The sequence below is a fragment of the Minwuia sp. IMCC3060 genome (assembly GCF_029909435.1).
Taxonomy (GTDB): Bacteria; Pseudomonadota; Alphaproteobacteria; order Minwuiales; family Minwuiaceae; genus Minwuia.
The window spans coordinates 2484402-2505658 of record NZ_CP123782.1 but is presented as its reverse complement, the minus strand read 5'-3'; the positions used below and the strand labels follow the sequence as shown (position 1 = coordinate 2505658).

Below are 21257 nucleotides of genomic sequence, written 5' to 3'. Positions count from 1 at the left end.
ACATGAACAATCAGAGTGAGACCGTTCCGGCGCCATCGCCGGAAGATGGTGAAGTGCCTGTCTCCGGCAACCCGTTTGTGCGCGCCCTGAAATGGATCGGCCTGACGATCGCGGTCGGGCTGGCACTCCATTCCATCTTCATTGCCTACTACGGTCAGTACGTTAACCCGGAGATGATACGTGCCGGTGCGCTGTTTCTCTGCGCTGTGGTGGTCGTGTTCACCTCCCCGCTGGCGAACGAGAAGTTCTTCAGCGGCTCGGTTCTCGGCACCCTTGCCTGGGTCATCGATTTCGCGCTGGCGGCCAATCTGGGGTTCGCCTGCCTCAACTTCCTGAACAAGATCGACGACATCGAGAACCTTGTCGTCAATTTCAGTACGCTGGACCAGTGGTCCGCGCTGATGGCCATCGTTGCCCTGCTGGAATTCACCCGCCGCACGTTCGGGCTGATTCTCGCCGCTGTCGGTGCGCTGAGCCTGCTCTACTGCCTGTTCGGTCAGGACCTGCCCTGGTTCTTCCGGCATTCGGGCTTCAGCCTGGAACTGACCATGGAGATCATCTGGTACGGCCTGCAGGGCGTCTTCGGATTCCCGACCGGAATCGTCGTGCTGCTGGTCTTCATCTTCATCGTCTTCGGCGCGTTGCTGGAAGGCACCGGTGCAGGCACCGTCATGATCCGCATGGCGCTTGCGGCGACCAGCCGGACTCGTGGAGGGCCGGCCCATTCGGCGATCATTGCATCATCGATCTTCGGCATGTCGTCGGGCAGTGTGACCGCGAATGTGGTGGGCACGGGCGCGGTGACGATTCCGCTGATCAAGAAGCGTGGCTTCAAGCCCGAGTTCGCGGGCGCGGTGGAGGCTGCGGCCTCGACGGGCGGTCAGCTCATGCCGCCGGTCATGGGCGCCGCCGCCTTCCTGATGACGCAGCTTGCGGGTGAGTCCTATCAGACGATCTGTATCGCGGCGCTGGTTCCCGCGTTGCTCTACTATGCCAGCCTGTTCGTCGCGACGGGGCAGGAGGCACGGCGCATCGGCCTGAAACCCTATCCCAAGGGCGAACGGCCGAAGATGGAGCGTGGCGATGGCCTGAAGTCGCTCATGTTCTTCCTGCCGCTGGTTGCCATCATCGTGACGCTCGGCATGGGGCGCTCCCCCAGCATGGCCGGCTTCTGGGCGGTCATCGTGACGATCATTTCCGCCTTTGCCCTCAATCCGGCCCTGCGCAAGGACCCGAAGCAGCTCATCGTCGCACTGGCCAAGGGCGGTGTCGCGGGCTCCCGCATCATGATGGCGGTCGGTTCGATCGGCGTCATGATCGGCGTTTTCGAGCTCACCGGTCTCGGCCTGAAGTTCGCGACGCAGGTCGCCCTGCTGGGCGAGCAGACGCTGTTCATCGCCCTGCTGCTGGCCGCCGCTTCATGCCTCGTGCTCGGCATGGGCATGCCGACACTTCCGGCGTACCTGATTGTCGTACTGGTGCTCGGCCTGGCGATGAAGAAGCTCGGACTGCCGGACCTGTCGGTGCATCTGTTCGTGTTCTACTTCGGTGTGCTGTCGGCGATCACGCCACCAGTGGCCTTGGCGGCGGTGGCCGCCGCGCCCATTGCGGGGGGAGAACCGATACGGACCGGCATCACCGCGCTGCGGCTGTCGCTGGTCGGGTTCATCATCCCCTTCGTCTTCGTCTACGAGCCCAGCCTGCTGCTGGTGTATGATGATTTCAGTCTCGCTGACTTCATCTGGATCCTGTTCAGGCTTTGCCTCGGAGTCTGGCTGCTGACCACGGCGATGAGCGGGTTCGAGATGAACCGGCTGCCCGCCTGGTCGCGACTGTTGCGCCTGGTCGCGGGTTTCGCGATGCTGGTCGTGATCTGGGAGTTGCAGGTGGCTGCGGTCGCGGTGGGTATCGCGCTGATCGTGATCGAGGCACTGAGGAGTAAACGCCAATCGGCTGAGGCAGAATCCGCCTCCGCCAATACCTGAGAAACATCCTAACCAACACAACAGGGAGGAGACTAGATGATGAACCGCAGAACAGTCATGAAGGGGGCCGCCGCATTCGCGCTGGCTGCCGGGCTTGCCACGGGGGCAGTTGCCGCAGACAAGAAGTTCCTGACGATGGACGGCTTCCCTGCCGGCTCGACACCGGGCCAGTTCGGGATCGCCTTCACCCAGATGATCCAGAAGAAGCTGCCCATCGAGATCCAGGTCTCGGTCGGCAAGCCGGCCACCAAGTCGGCCATCGACGCGGCGCAGGGCAAGGTCGACCTGTTCCTGACCTCGCCGACCATCAACCAGTTCATGCAGACCCAGACTGCGATGTTCAAGAAGGTCGATGCGGCGCCGGAGCTGAACAAGAACCTGCGTGGGTTCATCAACTACCCGCTCGGCCCGTACCACATCGTCGTCTATGAGGATTCCGGCATCAAGTCGATCGCCGACTTCAAGGGCAAGAAGGTCTTCCTGGGCCCGCCCGCCGGTGCCGCGACGACCGTTGCGACGCAGCTGGTCACGGGTGCCACCAATCTGGTTCCGGGGGAAGACTTCGATGTCGTGAAGTTCGACTGGAAGTCGGCGGAGACCGCGTTCCTGGATCGCCAGATGGATGTCTATATCGCCCCGACCACTGTGCCGAGCCCGTCCATCCAGCAGTTCGCCCTGGTTTCTCCGATCCGCATCCTGGGTCTGGATGAAGCGGCCTTCAATTCCGAACCGGTGAAGAAGGCCCTGTCCTATCCGGGCCGCACGATCGTCGATATCCCGAACGGCATCTATGACAATCAGGTCAACGAGGCGCCTGTGCGTACCGTCGGCTCGTGGGTCGGTCTGGGATCCAACAAGAATCTGGATGCGGACGTTGTCTACGACATGATGAAGACATTCTGGGAGAACATCGACGAGATCCACCAGACCGCGGATTGGATGAAGGTCATCAACCGGGATACCGCCCTGCTGGAGATGAACATCCCGCTGCATGTCGGTGCCTATCGCTACTACAAGGAACAGGGTTGGGACATTCCCGACCATCTGGTCCCGCCTGAGGCGAAGTAAGCGCCTCAGACGTCATGAGACCGGAAGGGGCGTGGCCGGTTCGCCGCGCCCCTTCTGTTTCGACCAACCACGAACCGAATGGATGCCGTTCGCGACCCTGGGGAGGGGAACCCATGCTTGATGCCAATCTGAAACGCATGTTCGAGGCGCGGTCGATCGCGATCATCGGCGCATCGGGTGACGCGACCCGCATCGGCGGTCGGCCGGTCGCCATGCTCAAGTCCCAGGGCTATGCGGGCGAGATCTATCCGATCAACCCGAAGCGCGACGAGATTCAGGGGCTGAAGGCCTATCCCTCCGTTCTGGATGTGCCCGGTCAGGTTGACCTCGCCATCTGCGCCGTGCCCGGCAACCTTGTCGAAGGCGTCATCCGTCAGTGCGCGGAAAAGGATGTCGCCGGAACCGTGATCTTCGCCGGTGGCTTCGCCGAAGTGAGTGAGGCGGGGGCTGCGGACCAGAAGCGCCTGACCGCCATCGCCCATGAGACCGGCATGCGCCTGAATGGTCCCAACTGCATGGGGTTCGCCAACTTCGCCAACAACATGCCGGCCAGTTTCCACCCCGCATTCGCCCGCAACATGCCGACCGGCCGTATCGGACTGGTCAGTCAGTCGGGTGCGTTCGGTGGTCTTTCGGCGATGATGGCCTGTGACCGTGGCGTCGGCTTCCGCCACGTGCTGACGACGGGCAACGAGAGTGACATCGGCGTCGCCGACTGCCTGGACTATCTGGTGTCCGATCCGGGCACCGAGGTGATCCTGCTCTATATCGAGGGGGTGCGGGACGGCCCGGCACTGCTCGACGCCCTGGCGCGCGCGCGGGAGGCGGGCAAGCCCGTCGTCGCCGTCAAGCTCGGCCGGACGGAAGCCGGAGCCAGAGCCGCCGCGTCACACACGTCCGCGCTGGCCGGTGCGGACCAGATCTATGACGCCGTCTTCAGCCAGTTCGGTGTGCATCGCGTGAACGCGATCGAGGAATTCTTCGACCTGGGTGCGGCGCTGGCTGTCGGCGGACGCCCGGAGGGTGACGAGGTGGCGTTGGTGACCGTGTCCGGTGGCGTCGGGGTCCTGATGGCCGACGATGCGGCGACACGCGGGCTGGAGGTCACCCCCCTGCCGGACGCGACGCAGGCCAAGTTCAAGGAACTGGTGCCCTATGCCGGTGTCAACAATCCGCTGGACGTGACGGGGCAGATCATCAACCAGCCCGACCTGTTCGAGAAGGCAATGCGTCTGGTGCTGGAGGAAGGCAGCTACGACACCGTCATCGGCTTCCAGGGCGCGCTGCTGAACCAGCCCGACCTGGTCCAGCCGAACCTGGACATGTGGAAGACGCTGCGGGATGCCTATCCGTCGAAGCGCTTCGCCGTCGCCAGCCTGATGGGCGACGACGCCCAGCACCGGTTCGAGGCGGAGGGCATTCCCGCCTTCCGCGAGCCCACCCACGCCACCCGCGCCATGGCGGCGGGCGCGCATTTCACCCGGGCGTTCAACCGCTCCTTTACCTGGGCACCGGAGGTCGCCCCGGCGGCGGACCCGGGAACGGGGCCGTTCACTGAGGCCGCGGCGCTCGACCTGCTGGGGGCTGCCGGGGTGCCGACAATGCCGACCCGCACCGCCGCAACGCCGGAGGAAGCCGCGCGCGTGGCCACTGAACTGGGTTTCCCGGTGGTCATGAAGATCCTGTCGCCTGACATCATCCACAAGACCGACGTCGGCGGCGTGCGGCTGAACTTGGCCAGTGCCGAGGCGGTGCAGGCCGCGGCCGAGGACATGCTGGCCAGCGTCGCCGCACGGGTTCCGGAGGCGCGGATCGATGGCGTTCTGCTGGCGCCGATGATCAGTGGCGGTGTCGAGACGATCCTCGGGGTGCATGTTGACCCGATCTTCGGCCCGGCGGTGATGTTCGGGCTGGGCGGAATCTTCGTCGAGGTGCTGAAGGACGTGACCTTCCGCATCGCGCCCTTCGACACGGACGAGGCCCTGCGCATGATCGACGAGATCAGGGGACGGCCGATGCTGGACGGTGTGCGCGGTGCGCCGGCGGCGGACATTCCTGCCCTGGCGGAGGCACTGTCGGCACTGTCGCGCTTTGCCGCTGCACATCGGGAGCGGCTGGTGTCCGTCGACCTCAACCCGTTCGTGGTGCTGCCGGCGGGGCAGGGGGCCATGGCGCTGGATGCCGTGGTCGAGATGAAGGGGAGCAATGGCAATGACTGACGAGAGCCCGATCCAGACCGAACTGGGCCGCCGCATGGGGCTGAAGCACCCGATCTTCGGCTTTGCCCATTCCATCGATGTGGTCTGCGCCCTGGCGAAGGCCGGGTGCATGGGCATCTGGGGTGCCACGCGCGAAACGCCGGAGGAGATCGAGGCCGGGCTGAAGCTGATCCGTGAACGCATCGGGGATCTGCCCTTCGGCATCGACCTGGTGCTGCCGCGCGGCATGCCGAAGACCGCCAACAAGGCGGCGATCGAGGCCGAACTGCCGGAGGAGCACAAGGAGTTCGTGCAGTCGATCTATGACAAGTACAGCGTGCCAAAGGCGACGAAGCCCGGCATGCGCTCCCGCTTCCTGCGCTCCGACGAGGTGGCGGAGGCGCAGATCGCCGCTGTGCTGGCCTCCGACGTGAACGTCTTCGCCTGCGGCATCGGTGCCCCGGCCGAGGCCGTGGCCCACGCCAAGGCCGACGGCAAGGTGACCATGGCGCTGGTGGGCAGCCCGCGCCATGCGGAAGCCGCGATCCGCAACGGAGCGGAGGTCATTGTCGCCCAGGGCTATGACGCCGGTGCCCATACCGGCCAGATCGGCACCTTCTCGCTGGTTCCCCAGGTGGTGGATGCCTGTGGCGACATTCCCGTGCTGGCCGCCGGTGGCGTGGCCACGGGCCGCCACATCGCCGCCTCCTTCGCGCTGGGTGCGGAGGGGGTCTGGCTCGGCACCTCCTGGCTGACCACGCTTGAACATGCGCTGCACGAGAAGATCGTGGCAAAGCTGCTGGCTGCTGGCAGCGAGGACACGGTGATCAGCCGCGCCGACTCCGGCAAGACCCTGCGCCAGATCCGCACCGCCTGGTCGGAGGAATGGGCCTCCCCCAACGCCCCGGCGGCGCTGAAGATGCCCTATCAGGACATCCTGGTCGGCGACCTGCTGGGTGCCATCGACGAACATGAGGTGGAAGCCCTGATGCACCACCCTGCCGGACAGTCCATCGCCTATTCCAACGAACGCAAGTCGGTGGCGCAGGTGGTCGACGAACTGGTGGCGGAGGCGACGCGGGCGGTGCGGTAGCCTAAGGTCTCGAAGCTGCACCGGGTTGCATCGGCCGAGCACCGGATGATCATTGTATTGTGGACTTATCCACCGGCGTTGAAGAAGTCGTAGATCTGCTGCGCCATCTGGTGGCTGATGCCATCGACCTTTTCCAGGTCGGCGAGACCGGCGCGGGCGATCTGCCTGGCGGAGCCGAACTTCAGCAGCAGGGCCTTCTTGCGGCGCGGGCCGATGCCGGGGATCTCGTCCAGCGGGGACTGGCCGATCTGTTTCGAGCGGCGGTTGCGGTGGGTGCCGATGGCGAAGCGGTGGGCCTCGTCACGCAGCCGTTGCAGGTAGTAGAGCACGGGATCGCGCTCCGGCAGGTCGAAGGGCGGCTTGCCGGGCAGGAAGAACCGTTCCCGTCCCGCATTGCGGTCCGGCCCCTTGGCGATGGAGACCAGGCCGACGCCCTCCACTCCCAGCTCCGCGAAGACTTCCTCCGCGACGCCGAGCTGGCCCAGCCCGCCGTCGATGATGACCAGATCGGGCCATTCGCCGGCCCCTGTCGCCGCGGCCTGATCGTCCTTCTTCAGGCGCTGGAAGCGGCGGGTCAGCACCTCCCGCATCATGCCGAAGTCGTCGCCCGGCGTGATCTCCGTCGACTTGATGTTGAAGGTGCGGTAGGCGGCCTTCCGCATCCCCTCCGGCCCCGCGACGATCATGCCGCCGACGGCGTTGGTGCCCTGGATGTGGCTGTTGTCATAGACCTCGATCCGCTGCGGCGGCTCCGGCAGGCCGAACAGGTCGGCCACGCCCTGCAGCAGTTTCGTCTGCGCCGCGCCTTCGGCCTGGCGGCGGCCCAGCGCCTCCTCCGCATTGCGCACCGCCTGTTCCACCAGCTCCCGCTTGCCGCCGCGCTGCGGGCGCAGCAGATGCACCTTGTGTCCGGCGTGGATGGCCAGCGCCTCCGCGATCAGTTCGTCTGACGGGACATCGTGGCTCAGCAGGATCTGTTTCGGGGCCGGACGGCTGTCGTAGAACTGGCCGATGAAGGCGGCCAGGATCTCGCCTACCGAGTCGTCCTTCGTGTGGCTCGGGTAATAGGCGCGGTTGCCGAAGTTCTGCCCGGCGCGGAAGAAGAACACCTGCACGCAGGTCTGCCCCCCGGCGGAGTGCGCCGCGATCACGTCGGCCTCCTCCAGCCCGTCGATGTTCACGCCCTGCTTGCTCTGGATCTGCGACAGCGCCCAGATGCGGTTGCGGTACATGGCGGCATCCTCGAACGCCAGTTCGTCCGCCGCCTGCTGCATCTTGCCCCCCAGTTCGTCGCGCAGGTTCTGGCTGCGGCCGGACAGGAAGTCGCGGGCCTCGCGCACCATCTCGCCATAGGCTTCGCGGCTGATCTCGCCGACGCAGGGGGCGAGGCAGCGCTTGATCTGGTACTGCAGGCAGGGACGTTGGCGGCTCTCGAAGTCGCTGTCGGTGCAACTGCGCAGCGGAAAGGCCCGCTGCAGCGCGGTCAGCGTGTGGTTGACGGCGGTGGCGGAGGCGAAGGGACCGAAGTATTCCCTGTCCTTCTCCCGCTTGCCCCGATGCTTCACCAGCATGGGATAGTCGTGATCGAGGTTCACCTCGATATAGGGAAACGACTTGTCGTCACGCAGGATGATGTTGAAGCGGGGTTTCAGCCGCTTGATCAGGTTGGCTTCCAGCAGCAGCGCCTCGACCTCCGTATGGGTCGAGATGATCTCCAGATCGCGGGTCATCTGCACCATGCGCAGGATCCGCATCGACAGGCCGCGGGCGCGGGTATAGCTGGTGACGCGGTTCTTCAGGTTGCGCGCCTTGCCGACATAGAGCACGTCGCCGCTCTCGCTCAGCATCCGGTAGACACCGGGGCTGTTGGGCAAGGTCTTGAGCTTCGCCGTCAGGATGGCAAAGCCGTCAGGCTCCGCGACCTCCGGCTCCGGACCATCAGTCTCAGGGGCTTCCGTTTCCGGTTCTGTAGGCTGCTCGCTCATGTCCCGAATGTAGTGCGCCGGGCCGCGTGTGTCAGGAGTCGTCCGCAGGCAGCGGCGGCACGCGGGAGACGAAGTGACCCTTCACCCCCTGCGGCCACTGGCGATAGGGCACCTGGCCGGTTTCGGAGGCGTCGTACAGCGCGGCGAATGCGACCAGGGCCTCGGCGGCCTCTGCCTCCGGCGCGAAGGATCCCATGACGTAGGTGATCTTGCCCGGTGCCGACAGGCCGACATTGCAGTGATGGTCGCAGCCCATCAGGCAGGCGTGGCGACGGCTGGTCACTGCCGTGCTGTCGGCCACGGCCTTCTCCACCAGCCCGCAGAGGATCTCTCCCCCCGTCAGACCCTCCGGCCCGCGCTTGGTGTCGGGGGCGAAGTTGCAGGTCTCGCAGACGGTCAGCGTGGCGGTCATGATCAGATTCCGGGATCGGGTGTTTCAGGAATGCAGCCTTGTGCGGCAGAATGGGGGGAGGATCAAGCACGGTGGCTGTTCCGTTGGGGGAGGATTGATGATGCATACGTTCAGGGGACCCTGGCCGGAAGGTAAGTCCGGTGCCATGGCGCTGACCTTCGACTGCGACGTGACCTATGCCTATGCGCCTGCCCGCCCCGGCCCCGATGGCCCGCGCACCGGAGCCGCCCTGTTCGAGAAGCAGCCGAAGCGGCTGCAGGGCTACAGCCGGGGTCTCTATGGCGTCAATGTCGGCCTGCCGCGCATCCTCGACATGCTGAAACGGCGCGGCGTCAGTGGTTCCTTCTACATCCCCGGCGCGAATGTGGAGCGCTGGCCGGATGCCTTCCGCCGCATCGTCGATGAGGGGCATGAGGTCGGCGCGCATGGGCACGAGCACGAGAACCTGTCGCTCTACAAGGATGACCCGGACGGCGAACGCCGCATCCTGGAGACCTGCATCGCCGCCTTCGAGACCCATCTGGGGCAGCGGCCGACCGGCTATCGCTCCCCCGCCTGGGACATGAACCTGCATTCGGGACGCATCCTGATGGAGCAGGGGATCAGCTATGATTCCAGCCTGTTCGCGGAGGAAGCCCCCTACCTGCTCTCCGCCGCCTACCCGGACCAGCCGGACCTGCTGGAGTTCCCCATCGACTGGTCGCTGGACGACGCCACCTATTACATGTGGTTCATGCCGCCGCACCTGATGGCGCAGTTCCACGACCCGGACGAGGTCTTCCGCATCTGGCAGGCGGAACTGGACGGCATCATCGGGGAGGGGGGAGTGTTCACGCTGACCTGCCACCCCTCCGTCATCGGTCGCCACCACCGGATGAACATCCTGGAACGCCTGCTGGACCATGTGACCGCACGCGGCGACATCTGGCTGGCCCCGCTGAAGGACATCGCTGCCTGGGTGCAGCCGCGGATGGCGGAGCAGTCAGCGGCGGAGGCTGCCGAGTAGGGGCGCGATTGCCGCGAGATAGTCGTCCCGCGACGCTCCGCCGACGATCTCAAGTGCGGCCCGGTCGAACATTGCTGACAGCAGGCTGGCCAGCGCTTCCACCGGGGCATCAATGACGTCCCCCGCCGCCTGTCCGGCGCGCAGGCCCTCCACCAGTGTTGCCGCGCTGGTCTGGCGGTCGATCTCTTCCATCTCCGCACGCCCCAGGACCGCAGGCCCGTCGAGCAGCAGCAGTCGCACCCGGCCGGGGTCGGACATGGCGTCGAACCAGGCGTTTGCGCCCTGCATCAGCGCCTCCTGCGTCGATGCGGCATCCGCGGATGCGGCGTTGATCTCCGTCGCTACCTGGCGCGATTCCCTGACGATCACGCCGCGCAGCAGGTCTGCCTTGTCGGTGAAATGATGGTAGAGCGCGCCGCGCGTCACCGCCGCCGCGCGGACGATTTCCGGCGTACCCGTTTCGGCATAGCCCTTGTCCACGAACAGCATTCTGGCGGCATCGAGAAGTGCCGTTCGGGTGGCATCGCTCCGCTGTTGGTTGGTCCGGCGTGTGATTTTCTCTTGCATACATGCAGCCTGTATGTTTATTTCATTCACATACACATTGTATGTTTTGGCAGGGAGGTTCAAGCCATGAAGTCGACGCAGTTCTATCCGGTGATCCTGACGCAGGACGTTGATGCAACGGCGCGGTTCTATACAGAGCATCTGCGGTTCCGCCGCGCCTACTACAGCGACTGGTACGTGCACCTGCAGTCAACCGAGGACAGCCAGGTGAATATCGGAGTCGTGTTGGGAGACCATGAGACCGTTCCCGCGTCGGGGCGGGGCAGTGTCAGTGGCCTGATCCTCAACTTCGAGGTCGCGGATGTGGATGCGGAGTTCGCCCGGGCCGAGGCGCAGGGGCTTCCCATACTGCTGTCGCTGCGGGACGAAGCCTTCGGACAGCGTCATTTCATCACGCAGGACCCGAACGGGGTCCTGATCGACATCATCAGGCCCATCCCGCCGAGCGCGGAGTTTGCCGGACAGTACGCGGAGGACGTGCTGCCAACCTGACGCGGCTGCGTCTCACCCCAGCTTCAGGTTGATCAGCACGGTCTCCGTGTACAGGTGGTCCACCTGCCAGTCGGGCAGGGGCGGGTCGGCGCGGCGGACCATGCGGCGATAGGGCAGGGGGGTGCAGGTGCCGTCGGTCCTGTTGCCGTCCAGGAAGCGTTCGTCGATCAGCAGGCGGGCGCGAGGGTCGTTGCCCATGATCCGGTCGGCGGCGCGGTCGATCATCCGCGCCAGTGCCATCGGGTCACCGGTATAGATCAGGTCGTGGCAGAAGCCCTTGTCGCCCCGGTCCTGCTGCAGGAAGAAGCAGAGCACCTGCCCCTCGTCGTCGCGCAGCAGCACCGGATGGGCGGTCAGGTCGCGATGGTCGTCGAGGTAGCGCTGTTCCTCCGCGCCGACCAGCGGCCGGATCTGATCGTGGTCGGTAATGACCTTCACCCGGTCGTCGCGCGGGGACATGCCCGGCTCCCAGACGTAGCGGTTCAGGTCGAGATCGCGGAAGCCGCAGCTTTCCAGGATGCCGTGCACGCGCGTGCTGGGGTCGAAGACGGTGTAGGTGATGTCGGGCCTCTCCTCGTAGGTGCGCATCATCCGCACCCCCAGATCCTCCCCGCGCCAGTCGCGCAGCACGTAGATGGAGGTGAAGCTGCCGAATATCCGTTCCACCCCGTTGATCCGACGCATGGAATAGACGTTGCCGTGAAAGCCGACGATCTTTCCGTCCGCCTCCGACACCATGCCGATGTGCGGCTTCTCCCCGGCCCAGTCGTAGTTCATCAGCCGGGCGAAGACCTCCGCCGGGACCTTGCGGTTCATGTTCCGGTGCAGCAGGTCCGCGACCTGCGGAATGTCGGCGTCGGTGCCGGGGCGGATGATGGCCGCGCTCATGCCGCGGCACTTTCCGGCATCAGCCCGGCCCGGTCGAGCCAGCGGGCCGCAGGATGGTCCGCGACCAGGCGCAGGACTGCCTGCAGCGCCTCCCAGCAGGCCTCGTCCTGGGCCCAGACATGGGTCAGCAGCCCGGTGGGTTCGTCAGCATCCACCTCTCCGGCACGGCGGGCCGCCAGATGCTCGACCAGCCGTGCGGCGGTCTTCTCCGGCCCGATGAAGGTCCGGCCCCGCTTCCAGGCGATCAGGTCACAGTGGCCGTTGATCATGTCCAGGCCCGGGGCGACGGTGCGGCTGGCGCGCGGTGCGAAGACGCTGACCACATCAAAACCCAGCTCCGGCAGATGCGGGAACAGTTCCGGCGCGATGCGGTTCCAGGGCGGGGCCAGCATGGGACAGACCCGGTCGCCGTACATCGCCGACATGCGCGCCGCACCCTGGCGCAGTTCACCGAGAACCGCCTCCAGCGGGCGATGCAGGCCAAGCTCCCACTTTCCCTTCACGTCGGCGGGAGAGTGGTCGGCGTGGGCAAAGCCATGCTGCAACGGAATGGCTGTCGCGCAGGCCAGCAGGGGATCGGCCAGCGCATCGACGGCCCTGTCGGGGACCGTGGCGATGAAGACGGGCGCACCCGTCGCCTCGGAAAGTGCCAGCATCCGCAGGATCGGGGCATCCGGAGCCTCCGCGTCATCGTCGCGCCACCAGAGCGTGGCGGTCCGTCCGGCCTCACCCCAGAGGTCCAGCTCATGGCGCAGGGGATCGAGTTCATTCATGTGAAGACCTGTTCCAGACGGCTTTGATGCGGCATAAGGCGTTGCATGAACGAGAAAAGCCATGAACTGACCGATCCCGCAAGCTTCGACTTCTGGGCCAACGACGTTGTCCGCTTCGGCGATATGGATGCGACAGGGCATGTCAACAATGTGTCCTTCGCCCGATATGTCGAAACCGGCCGGGTGCCCTTCATGCGCGCCGGGTTCCTGCCGGCCTATGACGACCGTCAGCGTTTCGTCGTCGGCAACCTGTCGATCCGCTACCGCGCGCAGGCCTTCTGGCCCGCCGATGTCCGGATCGGGACCCGCGTTTCGAAGCTGGGAAACACCTCCATCACGCTGGGGCACGGGGTCTTCATCGACGATTCCTGCATCGCCACGGCGGAGACCGTGATGGTCTACATCGTCCATGGCAAGGCCAGCCCCCTGCCGGATCAGGTCCGAGCCACACTGACGGAGAGGTTCGATCTATAGCAGGTCGCGCGGGATCGCCTCCCGGAAGTCCTGCTCGAAGACCTTGCGGCCACCCTCATAGGCCTCGATGCGGCCGCGGAGGTGGAAGGTGGTGGCGTCGGACCACATGTCGGCGAAGGTCTCGGTGCGGATCGACCAGCCGTCGCGGGCGAGGGTCTGGGTCCAGTGGGTCTGGCCCACGGCGGACAGCGGGTCGTCGGGCCGTATGGTCCAGCGTTCGCGGGCGACCGCGCCGGTGATCAGACCATGTTCCAGATCCCTGCTGGCACCGAAATCATCCTCGATCACCAGTGCCACGGTCTCCCCCTGCAGGTCATGCTCGACCCGGCGGACGTGCCGGGGCGGGCGCAGGTCCTCGGATGCCCAGGGTGCCGCCGCTTCCGGTTCCGGGAAGGTGACTTCGTCGCCGCCCGTGACGGGGCGTACGGGCAGCTCCATATGGCCGGAGACCAGATCGAGTGACGCCTGCTCCGGCACTGGCCAGATCAGCGGCCAGTAGCTGGAGGATACGGCGACCCGCAGCCGGTGGCCCGCCGGCAGGTTCCATGCGATGTCGTCCAGTTGCAGCCGGATCCCGAACGGCTGCCCCGGTGTCAGGGCTTCCGGTTCGGCGTGACCGTTGCGATGACAGAGGTTGAGCACACCATAGGTGATCCGTGTCGATGCCCCGTCCGGGGCAACGTCGCACAGACGCACCGCGATCTGGGCCACCGGGCGGTCGGCGGTGAGGGTCAGATGCAGGACGGGGGCACCGACAATATCGATGGCCTCGGTTGCTTCCGCACCGTCGAAACAGACGGAAAGCGCATCATCGCTGCGCTGGTCGCCAGGCAGTTCCGGGCCGAGCCAGATGGCGCAATATTCGCCGCCGCCCATGCCGCAATCCAGCGGCGAGGCCACGCGGCGGTTCAAGGCTTGCGTCGGCGCATCCGGTGCGAGCGTGCCAGCCGGGTGGAGATGCAGTGTCCGGCGGGTGATCGCGGGGGAGGGCCATTCGGCCTCCGTGATCCAGCGGCCTGGGCGCTCCGTGTACCAGCGTTTCGGTGGTGCGCTGTCCATGATGTAGCCGCGCCAGGCGGGCAGGTTCTCGGCCCCGTTCGGCGCATCCTTCAGCCAGCGGTCCCACCAGTGCAGCGCCTCCTGCAGGAACCCGATGCGCGGCTCCGGCACCGCGAAGTGGGGATACTTGTGGACCCAGGGGCCGGTGATGCCCTTCGCGGGTGCCTTCAGTCCCGCCAGCAGGCGCGGCACGGCGTTCTTGTAGGCATCGCCCCAGCCGCCCACCGCCAGTGTGGCGGCGCGGATGGCGGAGAAATCCTCGCAGACCGAACCGTGCTGCCAGTAGCTGTCCCGGTGCTGATGCCGCAGCCAGACGGCAGGCAGGAAGGGTTCGTGCTCCAGCCGCTCCAGCCACATCTGCCGCCATCGCGGGCCGACGATCTCCGGGTCCGGCGGGCGGGAGGAATAGGACAGCATCGTCGCGCCCCAGCCCAGGTTCTCGTTCAGCAGGCAGCCGCCCTTGTAGTGGATGTCATCGGCATAGCGGTCATCGGTGGAGCAGAGCGTGATGATCGCCTTCAGCGATTCCGGAGCCAGCGCCGCCACCTGCAGCGCATTGAAGCCACCCCATGAGATACCCATCATCCCCACCGTGCCGCTGCACCAGTCCTGCGCCGCGATCCAGTCGATCACCTCCACCGCGTCCGCCAGTTCCTGCGCCGTGTACTCGTCCGCCATCAGGCCGTCGGAGTCGCCGTTGCCGCGCATGTCGACCCGCAGGCAGGCATAGCCCCGCGCCGCGAACCACGGGTGGGTCAGGGCATCGCGGGCGACCGTCCCGTCCCGCTTCCGATAGGGCAGATACTCCAGGATGGCAGGGACGGGGGCACCGGCGGCGTTCTCCGGCATCCAGACGCGGACGGACAGACGACAACCGTCGCTCAGCACGATCGCCATGTCCGGGATTTCGGTGATCGCAGTCATGGTGAAGCTCCCGGACGGGCGGGCACGCGGGCCGCGATCCAGCGCCGCCGCACCGTCTCCCGCCAGGTGATGTAGAGGCCGCTGGCGATGATCAGCAGGATGCCCGCGACGGTCCAGGCGTCGGGGTATTCGTCGAAGAAGGTGATGCCCCACAGCACCGCGAGGGGCAGCGCCACATACTCGAACGGAGCCACCAGCCCGGCATGGGCCAGCCGATAGGCCTGCGACAGGCAGTAGCCCGTGATGGCAACGGTCACGCCGCAGGCGCCCAGCAGGATGGCATCATCCATCGGCGGCCAGACCCAGGCCCGCAGCAGGAAATCGATGCTCGGGTCACCGCTACGGCCATAGCGCCCATCGCCGAAGGCAAGGCCGAAGATGATGCTGAAGACCAGGAAGACGATCTGGATGTAGAAGGCCATGCAGGATGCCTTGTCGGCGACGCCGATCTTGCGCGTCAGCACGCTCATCATGGCGTAGCTGAAGGCAGACAGCACCGGCAGCAGCGCGATCAGGCCGAAGATGCCGCTGCCTGGCCGGACCACCACCAGTACGCCGATGAAACCGATGACGATGCCGAGGACCCGGTGCAGTCCGACGCTTTCCTTCAGGACCACGACGGAGAGGATGGTGACGAACAGCGGCGCGACGAAGTAGAGCGCCGTCGCCTCGGCCAGGGTCATGCTGGCCAGGGCGGTGAAGTAGAGCATGTTGGCGCAGATCACCAGGCCGCCACGGGCCAGATGGATGCGCCAGTGCGGCGTTCGCAGGATGCGCCAGCCCCCCTCCATCTGCACCAGCATCAGGGTTAAGCACAGACCGATCAGGCTGCGGGTGAAGACGATCTGATGCAGCGGATAGCCATCGCTGAGGCCCTTGATCAGGACGTCCTGGACGGAGATCGACGCCATGCCCAGCATGACGAAGAATATCCCCGCCCCCGGCCTGTCCGACTCCGCGATGACCGCCATTGCCCCTGTCCCTCCTCCGACCGTGCCACGGGATACGTGCCGCGCCGGTCTGTCAAGAAATGCGATGCGGGTGTAGCATCACGGAAAACGCAGGGGAGGAAGTGTCATGAAGTTCGGAATGTCGATCATCGTGCGTGGTGACGAGGCCACGCCGCAGACCTTTGACCGGATGGCAGAGAAGGCGGAGGCGATCGAGCTTGATTGCCTCTGGTCGAGCGATCATCTGCTGATGCTGCCCATGGTGCATTCGAAGTACCCGGGCACGGCGGACGGGGAACTGCCGGAACCGTGGAAGCGCACCTACTACCAGCCTTTCAGCGTGCTGAACTATCTGGCCGGACGGACAAAGAAGGTTCGGCTTGGCACCTCCGTTCTGGTGCTGCCGATGCGCAACCCGATGGAGGCGGCGGCCCAGGTCGCGGAACTGGACCAGGTCAGCGGCGGGCGCGCCAACTTCGGCGTCGGCGTCGGCTGGTACCAGGAGGAATATGATGCGCTGGGCTATCCCTTCCGCAAGCGCGGGCGGCGCTGCAACGAGGGGCTGGAGATCGCGACGCGACTGTGGAGCGGGGAGCCGACGGACTTCGACGGGGAGTTCTACCAGTTCAAGGGCGCACGACTGGGCCCGCGCCCGGTACAGCGCCCGCATCCGCCGATCTATGTCGGCGGGCATACGCCGGCGGCGCTGAAGCGGACGGCGCGCTTCGCCGATGTCTGGCATCCCTTCAAGGTGCTGCCGGAAGACGTGGTGAACCTGCGCCCGGAACTGGAACGGCTGCTGGCGGAGCAGGGCCGCGATCCGAAGGACTTCCCCATCGCGCCGAAGGTATCCCTGATCTTCCAGGACGGGCCGACCGCCGATGGCCAGCCCCCGACCCAGGGCCGCCCGCAGGACATCATCGACGCCATCCGCCGCTTTCAGGACGCGGGCGCGACGGAGATGTGCTTCGACATTGCCCCGGAGACCGCCGACAACGCCGTCGAAACCATGGACCGGTTCGCCAACGAGGTGCGCGCGAAGCTGTAGGGGACTCCCTCCTCCACGTCGCACCCGGGCTTGACCCGGGTGTCCATGCGCCGGAGTCCGAGCGGCACCGCTGGGTCGCCGGATCAGGTCCGGCGGTAACGTCTGGTGGGGAGGCGATTCACGTACGGCCTGCTCTTGCTCACCGCGTCCAGACCACCGGATACTGGTCACTGGCCAGGTCGTCGCCGGTCTTGAGGGTGGGGTTGCGCAGGCCCGCGTTGGGGCCGGGGCCGCCGAAGTAGGTGGCGTCATCGCCGCAGTAGCGCACGGTATAGCCACGTCGGCGGCGGTCGAGACGGTGGTTGCCGCCTGCGCCATGCACCGCCATGGCGTGAAAGGCGATGACATCCCCCGGCTGCATGTCCCAGCCGATCAGATTGTAGGCGTCGCGATTGGCGTCGATGTCGGGAATATCCTCGTAGTTCTCGCCGCGTTCGTATTCGGCTCCGCCGGGGGCGAAGGGTTCGGGCTGGAACCAGCGTTCCCAGTTGTGCGAACCGGCAACGAACTCCAGACGGCCCGAATCTGCCGTCACCTCGTCCAGCGCCAGCCAGAAGCTCATGACCTGTCGCCCGCGCACGGGCCAGTAGGGCTGGTCATTGTGCCAGCGCGTCGGATGGTCGGAGCCTTCCTCCTTCACGAACAGCTGGTCATAGAACAGGGTGATGCGCTTCGCCCCCATCAGTTCGGCGGCCAGTGCGGGCAGGGGCGAGTCGAAGCAATAGTCGTGGAAGGCGGGGTCATTCTCCCAGATCCGCATGTTGCCGTGAAACCGGCGACCATTGTCCAGCGTGTAGCCGTGGCAGAAGGGACCGGGCTCGGCGATGTCCCGTTCGATCGCCTCCCGGATCCTTGCCACCCAGTCGCTGGAGATGACGCCGGGCAACAGCACGGCACCGTCGCGCCGGAAGGTCTCGATGGTTTCTGCTGGCAACATTTTCCGGTCCTCCCAAACCGTTGCGCCGATCAGGCTACCGCTTCTTCACCGGCGGCTTGCCATAGGCGTAGATCATCTTTTCTCTCAGCATCCAGTCATAAGCGTCAGAGATCGCAGTATGCAGGGTCGATGGCTCATAGCCCAGTTCGTCGATGGCCCTGGTGGACGTGATGCGGACGCGTGCCGTCACCATGGCAACCGCTTCCGGCGTGATCTGGGGAGGTTTCGCCGTGGCGGCGGAGATTACCCCCTCGACCTTGCCCATCATGCGCATCATCCAGGCTGGCACCGTGCGTTTCGGGCGCTTCTTCTGCTGCGCCATGTCAGCGACGGTCTGCACGAATTCGAGGAACGTCGCGTCGGGACCGCCGAGCAGGTAGTTCGCCCCCGTCCTGCCCTTGTCCACCGCTGCGATATGGGCGCGGGCGACAGCCTGCCCGTGCGCGAAGCTGCCTGCCCCGGGGGGGACGCCGGGCAGCTTGCCGACAGCCGCCATCATGATCAGCTGCGCCCAGTTCTGCCGGTCGAAACGACCGACGATGTGCGACGGATTCAGGATCACGGCATCCAGACCGCGTTCCGCCACCGCACGCCGGATCACCTCCTCCGCCGCGAACTTCGACCGGTTGTAGTTGATCCACGACGAGCCGCCGGTCTGCGGCGTGTCCTCCGTGACCTCGCCGGAGGACCAGTCATAGACGTTCCAGGTGGAGGTATGGATGAACCGCTTCGCCCCGTTCTTCAGCGCCGCATCGACCACATTCTCCGTGCCGTCGATGTTGATCTGGTTCTGCATCGGGGCCTGCCGTCGCCAGACCGAGGTCATGGCGGCGGTGTGAAACACGGCATCGCAGTCCTTCGGCACGGCGGCCTCCAGACTGTCCGGATCCAGCAGGTCGCCGGTCACCTGCGTTACCGGATAGCGGTCGAGATCGCGGTGGCGCAGCTTCTCCCGCCGCAGCGCCGTCACGTGCCAGTCCGCCGCCAGCAACTGTTCGACCAGGTTGAGGCCCAGAAAGCCGGTCGCGCCGGTGACAAAGGCGCGGCGTTGGGGCGACCCGTCAGCCATGGTCAGTCGAGGTCATTCAGCACGTCGCGGACCAGATCCATCAGTTCGTCGATCTGTTCCTTGCTGATGATGAAGGGCGGTGAAAGGGCAATGATGTCGCCGGTCACCCGCACCATGGCACCCTTCTCGAACGCCTTGATCATCGCCTCGAAGCCGCGTTTGCCTGGCTCGCCGTCCCGTGCGGAGATCTCGATGGCGCCGACCAGACCGATGTTGCGGATGTCGATGACATTCTTCGCGTCGGCGAGGGCGTGCAGCTTCTCTTCCCAGTAGCTCTCCAGCCCGGCGACGCGGTCGAACAGCTTCTCCTCCTGATAGATCTCCAGCGCGGCGATACCGGCGGCGCAGGCCATCGGGTGGGCGGAGTAGGTGTAGCCGTGAAACAGCTCGATGGCGTGCTCCGGCCCGGTCATGAAGGCGTCATAGATGCTGTCGCTTGCGGCGACGGCACCCATGGGCACGGCGGCGTTGGTCAGGCCCTTTGCCATGGTCATCATGTCCGGCACGACGCCAAAGCGGTCAGCCGCGAAGTTGGTGCCGAGACGCCCGAAACCGCTGATCACCTCATCGAAGATCAGCAGGATGCCGTACTTGTCGCAGATCGCACGCAGCCGCTGCAGATAGCCCTTCGGCGGGACCAGAACGCCGGTCGATCCCGACATGGGTTCGACGATCACCGCCGCGATGGTGGACGGGTCATGCAACTGCACGATCCGCTCCAGATCGTCGGCCAGTTCCGCGCCATGTTCGGGCTGCCCCTTGGCGAAGCTGTTCTGCTCCGGCAGGTGGGTATGCGGCAGGTGATCGACGCCGTTCAGCAGGGAGCCGAAATACATCCGGTTCTTGACGATGCCGCCAACGGAAATGCCGCCGAAGCCGACCCCGTGGTAGCCGCGTTCCCGCCCGATCAGGCGGGTCCGGGTGCCGTCCCCGCGGGCGCGGTGATAGGCGATGGCGATCTTCAGCGCGGTATCGACCGCCTCCGACCCCGAGTTCGTGAAGAAGATCCGGTTCAGCGGATCTGGCGTCAGGGCGCTGATCCGGTTCGCCAGATCGAACGCTGCCGGGTTCGCGTACTGGAACGAGGGCGCGAAATCGAGCGTGTTGGCCGAGTTGGTGATCGCATCCACGATCTTCTGCCGACCGTGCCCGGCGTTGACGCACCAGAGGCCGGCGGAACCGTCGAGAATCTGCCGACCGTCCGCGGAAGTGTAGTGCATGTCCTTGGCGGAGACGAGCAGACGCGGTTCCTTCTTGAACTGGCGATTCGGGGTGAAGGGCAGCCAGAAGGACTCGAGGTCATTCGGGATCGGATGGGCATAGGTCATGGCAGGCGCTCCCCCGGCGGTCGGTACATGGTTCGGTCTCGCAGATGCTAGCAAGCCGGGGCGCAAATGGCACTGGCGAAACACGGACCCATTCTCTAGGTTTCCGGCGGGACCGAAACGACATTCCTGGGAGGGGCAATCATGCGGTTGATGACTTTCGAACAGGCTGGCAAGACCAGCTATGGCGTTGCCACCGAACAGGGGGTGATCGATCTGGGCAGCCGGATCGGTGCCGAGTATCCGACCCTGCTGTCCCTGATCGAGGGAAAGGGGCAGGCAGCGGCCGAGAAGGCCGCCAGTGGCCAGGGCGATGATTTCGCCCAGTCGGACGTGACCTTCCTGCCGGTCATCCCGCGTCCCAACAAGATCATCTGCGTCGGCCTGAATTACGAGGATCATCGCATCGAGACCGGGCGTCAGCCGTCCGGTTACCCGGTGCTGTTCCCGCGCTACGCCAACTGCCAGGTCGGGCATGGGCAGGCGATGGTGAAGCCGCGCAACTCCGACCGTTTCGACTATGAGGGCGAGATGGCGGTCATCATCGGCACGCCGGGGCGGCACATTTCGCAGGCCGACTCGCTGAACCATGTCGCGGGCTATTCCTGCTACAACGACGGCTCGGTCCGTGACTTCCAGGGCCATACGCACCAGTTCCTGCCGGGCAAGAACTTCACGGCTACCGGCGCGTTCGGTCCCTGGATGGTGACGTCGGACGAGATCACCGATCCCTCCACCCTGACACTGACGACCCGCCTGAATGGCGAGGTCATGCAGCATGCCGACACGGATCACATGATCTTCAACGTGCCGTTCCTGATCGAGTACATCAGCAGCTTCATGGCGCTGGAAGCAGGTGATGTCATTGTCAGCGGTACGCCGGGCGGTGTCGGCGACCGGCGCAATCCGCCTGTCTACATGAAGGATGGCGATACGACGGAGGTCGAGATCACCGGCATCGGCACGCTGGTCAATCCTGTGGTGAACGAGGGCTGAGGCGGACA

General features: G+C 65.7%; 19 protein-coding genes. 9 read left to right on the top strand and 10 right to left on the bottom strand.

The window, feature by feature from the left end; all coding sequences use genetic code 11:
• Positions 1-2 precede the first annotated feature (2 nt).
• The 4 genes from QGV54_RS11770 to QGV54_RS11755 all read left to right on the top strand — a co-directional run bounded on the left by QGV54_RS11770 (position 3) and on the right by QGV54_RS11755 (position 6344).
• The gene (locus tag QGV54_RS11770) at positions 3-1985 is read left to right on the top strand and encodes a TRAP transporter fused permease subunit (RefSeq protein WP_281016642.1); all 1983 of its coding nucleotides are present in this window, start codon (positions 3-5) and stop codon (positions 1983-1985) included.
• Positions 1986-2024: 39 nt separating this feature from the next.
• The gene (locus QGV54_RS11765) at positions 2025-3053 is read left to right on the top strand and encodes a TAXI family TRAP transporter solute-binding subunit (protein WP_281016643.1); all 1029 of its coding nucleotides are present in this window, start codon (positions 2025-2027) and stop codon (positions 3051-3053) included.
• Positions 3054-3166: 113 nt separating this feature from the next.
• The gene (locus tag QGV54_RS11760) at positions 3167-5272 is read left to right on the top strand and encodes an acetate--CoA ligase family protein (RefSeq protein WP_281016644.1); all 2106 of its coding nucleotides are present in this window, start codon (positions 3167-3169) and stop codon (positions 5270-5272) included.
• Positions 5265-6344: a nitronate monooxygenase gene (locus QGV54_RS11755; RefSeq protein ID WP_281016645.1), complete on the top strand. Its 1080-nt coding sequence runs from the start codon at positions 5265-5267 to the stop codon at positions 6342-6344. The genes QGV54_RS11760 and QGV54_RS11755 overlap by 8 nt, the downstream gene beginning before the upstream one ends.
• Before the next feature lie 65 nt (positions 6345-6409).
• Here QGV54_RS11755 and uvrC read toward each other — a convergent pair whose 3' ends face one another.
• Together uvrC and QGV54_RS11745 are read right to left on the bottom strand one after the other, a co-directional pair.
• Complete coding sequence (gene uvrC / locus QGV54_RS11750) at positions 6410-8329, bottom strand: excinuclease ABC subunit UvrC (RefSeq protein WP_281016646.1); 1920 nt, start codon at positions 8327-8329, stop codon at positions 6410-6412.
• A gap of 31 nt (positions 8330-8360) precedes the next feature.
• Positions 8361-8741, bottom strand: a complete 381-nt coding sequence (locus QGV54_RS11745) for a DUF1636 domain-containing protein (RefSeq protein ID WP_281016647.1) — start codon at positions 8739-8741, stop codon at positions 8361-8363.
• Between the two features lie 97 nt (positions 8742-8838).
• Between QGV54_RS11745 and QGV54_RS11740 the strand changes: the two genes are divergently transcribed.
• Positions 8839-9747 (top strand): polysaccharide deacetylase, encoded by a 909-nt coding sequence (locus tag QGV54_RS11740; RefSeq protein WP_281016648.1) that lies wholly within the window; start codon positions 8839-8841, stop codon positions 9745-9747.
• On the opposite strand, the gene QGV54_RS11735 is transcribed toward QGV54_RS11740, so the two are convergent.
• Positions 9724-10314, bottom strand: coding sequence for a TetR/AcrR family transcriptional regulator (locus QGV54_RS11735; RefSeq protein WP_281016649.1), 591 nt, complete (start codon positions 10312-10314; stop codon positions 9724-9726). The two genes, QGV54_RS11740 and QGV54_RS11735, sit on opposite strands and share 24 nt — an antisense overlap.
• Positions 10315-10380: 66 nt before the next feature.
• Between QGV54_RS11735 and QGV54_RS11730 the strand changes: the two genes are divergently transcribed.
• Positions 10381-10806 (top strand): VOC family protein, encoded by a 426-nt coding sequence (locus QGV54_RS11730; protein WP_281016650.1) that lies wholly within the window; start codon positions 10381-10383, stop codon positions 10804-10806.
• Between the two features lie 12 nt (positions 10807-10818).
• Here QGV54_RS11730 and QGV54_RS11725 read toward each other — a convergent pair whose 3' ends face one another.
• Both QGV54_RS11725 and QGV54_RS11720 read right to left on the bottom strand, forming a co-directional pair.
• Positions 10819-11694: a hypothetical protein gene (locus QGV54_RS11725; protein ID WP_281016651.1), complete on the bottom strand. Its 876-nt coding sequence runs from the start codon at positions 11692-11694 to the stop codon at positions 10819-10821.
• Entirely contained in the window at positions 11691-12467 is a 777-nt protein-coding gene (locus QGV54_RS11720) for a polysaccharide deacetylase family protein (RefSeq protein WP_281016653.1), read from the bottom strand. The genes QGV54_RS11725 and QGV54_RS11720 overlap by 4 nt, the downstream gene beginning before the upstream one ends.
• A gap of 45 nt (positions 12468-12512) precedes the next feature.
• Between QGV54_RS11720 and QGV54_RS11715 the strand changes: the two genes are divergently transcribed.
• Entirely contained in the window at positions 12513-12941 is a 429-nt protein-coding gene (locus QGV54_RS11715; RefSeq protein WP_281016654.1) for a thioesterase family protein, read from the top strand.
• Here the strand turns inward: QGV54_RS11715 and QGV54_RS11710 are convergent.
• Positions 12936-14924 carry a CocE/NonD family hydrolase gene (locus QGV54_RS11710; RefSeq protein WP_281016655.1) on the bottom strand — a complete coding sequence of 663 codons (1989 nt, stop codon included), beginning with the start codon at positions 14922-14924 and terminating at the stop codon, positions 12936-12938. The two genes, QGV54_RS11715 and QGV54_RS11710, sit on opposite strands and share 6 nt — an antisense overlap.
• Positions 14921-15895 (bottom strand): DMT family transporter, encoded by a 975-nt coding sequence (locus QGV54_RS11705; RefSeq protein WP_281016656.1) that lies wholly within the window; start codon positions 15893-15895, stop codon positions 14921-14923. The genes QGV54_RS11710 and QGV54_RS11705 overlap by 4 nt, the downstream gene beginning before the upstream one ends.
• A gap of 106 nt (positions 15896-16001) precedes the next feature.
• Between QGV54_RS11705 and QGV54_RS11700 the strand changes: the two genes are divergently transcribed.
• Positions 16002-16922 carry an LLM class F420-dependent oxidoreductase gene (locus QGV54_RS11700; protein WP_281016657.1) on the top strand — a complete coding sequence of 307 codons (921 nt, stop codon included), beginning with the start codon at positions 16002-16004 and terminating at the stop codon, positions 16920-16922.
• Positions 16923-17061: 139 nt separating this feature from the next.
• On the opposite strand, the gene QGV54_RS11695 is transcribed toward QGV54_RS11700, so the two are convergent.
• From QGV54_RS11695 to QGV54_RS11685, 3 genes are read right to left on the bottom strand one after another with little or no spacing between them, the layout of a single operon-like run.
• Positions 17062-17859 carry a phytanoyl-CoA dioxygenase family protein gene (locus QGV54_RS11695; RefSeq protein WP_281016659.1) on the bottom strand — a complete coding sequence of 266 codons (798 nt, stop codon included), beginning with the start codon at positions 17857-17859 and terminating at the stop codon, positions 17062-17064.
• 34 nt (positions 17860-17893) lie between these two features.
• Positions 17894-18928, bottom strand: coding sequence for an SDR family oxidoreductase (locus tag QGV54_RS11690; RefSeq protein ID WP_281016660.1), 1035 nt, complete (start codon positions 18926-18928; stop codon positions 17894-17896).
• 2 nt (positions 18929-18930) lie between these two features.
• A complete protein-coding gene (locus tag QGV54_RS11685) occupies positions 18931-20256 on the bottom strand; it encodes an aspartate aminotransferase family protein (protein WP_281016661.1) in 1326 nt (441 codons plus the stop codon).
• Between the two features lie 141 nt (positions 20257-20397).
• Here QGV54_RS11685 and QGV54_RS11680 point away from each other — a divergent pair, with 141 nt between their 5' ends.
• Positions 20398-21249: a fumarylacetoacetate hydrolase family protein gene (locus tag QGV54_RS11680; RefSeq protein ID WP_281016662.1), complete on the top strand. Its 852-nt coding sequence runs from the start codon at positions 20398-20400 to the stop codon at positions 21247-21249.
• Positions 21250-21257: the final 8 nt, after the last annotated feature.

Coding starts and splice junctions, on each gene's coding strand:
- QGV54_RS11770 (WP_281016642.1), top strand. CDS start 3: ATGAACAATCAGAGTGAGACCGTTCCGGCGCCATCGCCGGAAGATGGT.
- QGV54_RS11765 (WP_281016643.1), top strand. CDS start 2,025: ATGAACCGCAGAACAGTCATGAAGGGGGCCGCCGCATTCGCGCTGGCT.
- QGV54_RS11760 (WP_281016644.1), top strand. CDS start 3,167: ATGCTTGATGCCAATCTGAAACGCATGTTCGAGGCGCGGTCGATCGCG.
- QGV54_RS11755 (WP_281016645.1), top strand. CDS start 5,265: ATGACTGACGAGAGCCCGATCCAGACCGAACTGGGCCGCCGCATGGGG.
- uvrC (WP_281016646.1), bottom strand. CDS start 8,329: ATGAGCGAGCAGCCTACAGAACCGGAAACGGAAGCCCCTGAGACTGAT.
- QGV54_RS11745 (WP_281016647.1), bottom strand. CDS start 8,741: ATGACCGCCACGCTGACCGTCTGCGAGACCTGCAACTTCGCCCCCGAC.
- QGV54_RS11740 (WP_281016648.1), top strand. CDS start 8,839: ATGATGCATACGTTCAGGGGACCCTGGCCGGAAGGTAAGTCCGGTGCC.
- QGV54_RS11735 (WP_281016649.1), bottom strand. CDS start 10,314: ATGCAAGAGAAAATCACACGCCGGACCAACCAACAGCGGAGCGATGCC.
- QGV54_RS11730 (WP_281016650.1), top strand. CDS start 10,381: ATGAAGTCGACGCAGTTCTATCCGGTGATCCTGACGCAGGACGTTGAT.
- QGV54_RS11725 (WP_281016651.1), bottom strand. CDS start 11,694: ATGAGCGCGGCCATCATCCGCCCCGGCACCGACGCCGACATTCCGCAG.
- QGV54_RS11720 (WP_281016653.1), bottom strand. CDS start 12,467: ATGAATGAACTCGATCCCCTGCGCCATGAGCTGGACCTCTGGGGTGAG.
- QGV54_RS11715 (WP_281016654.1), top strand. CDS start 12,513: ATGAACGAGAAAAGCCATGAACTGACCGATCCCGCAAGCTTCGACTTC.
- QGV54_RS11710 (WP_281016655.1), bottom strand. CDS start 14,924: ATGACTGCGATCACCGAAATCCCGGACATGGCGATCGTGCTGAGCGAC.
- QGV54_RS11705 (WP_281016656.1), bottom strand. CDS start 15,895: ATGGCGGTCATCGCGGAGTCGGACAGGCCGGGGGCGGGGATATTCTTC.
- QGV54_RS11700 (WP_281016657.1), top strand. CDS start 16,002: ATGAAGTTCGGAATGTCGATCATCGTGCGTGGTGACGAGGCCACGCCG.
- QGV54_RS11695 (WP_281016659.1), bottom strand. CDS start 17,859: ATGTTGCCAGCAGAAACCATCGAGACCTTCCGGCGCGACGGTGCCGTG.
- QGV54_RS11690 (WP_281016660.1), bottom strand. CDS start 18,928: ATGGCTGACGGGTCGCCCCAACGCCGCGCCTTTGTCACCGGCGCGACC.
- QGV54_RS11685 (WP_281016661.1), bottom strand. CDS start 20,256: ATGACCTATGCCCATCCGATCCCGAATGACCTCGAGTCCTTCTGGCTG.
- QGV54_RS11680 (WP_281016662.1), top strand. CDS start 20,398: ATGCGGTTGATGACTTTCGAACAGGCTGGCAAGACCAGCTATGGCGTT.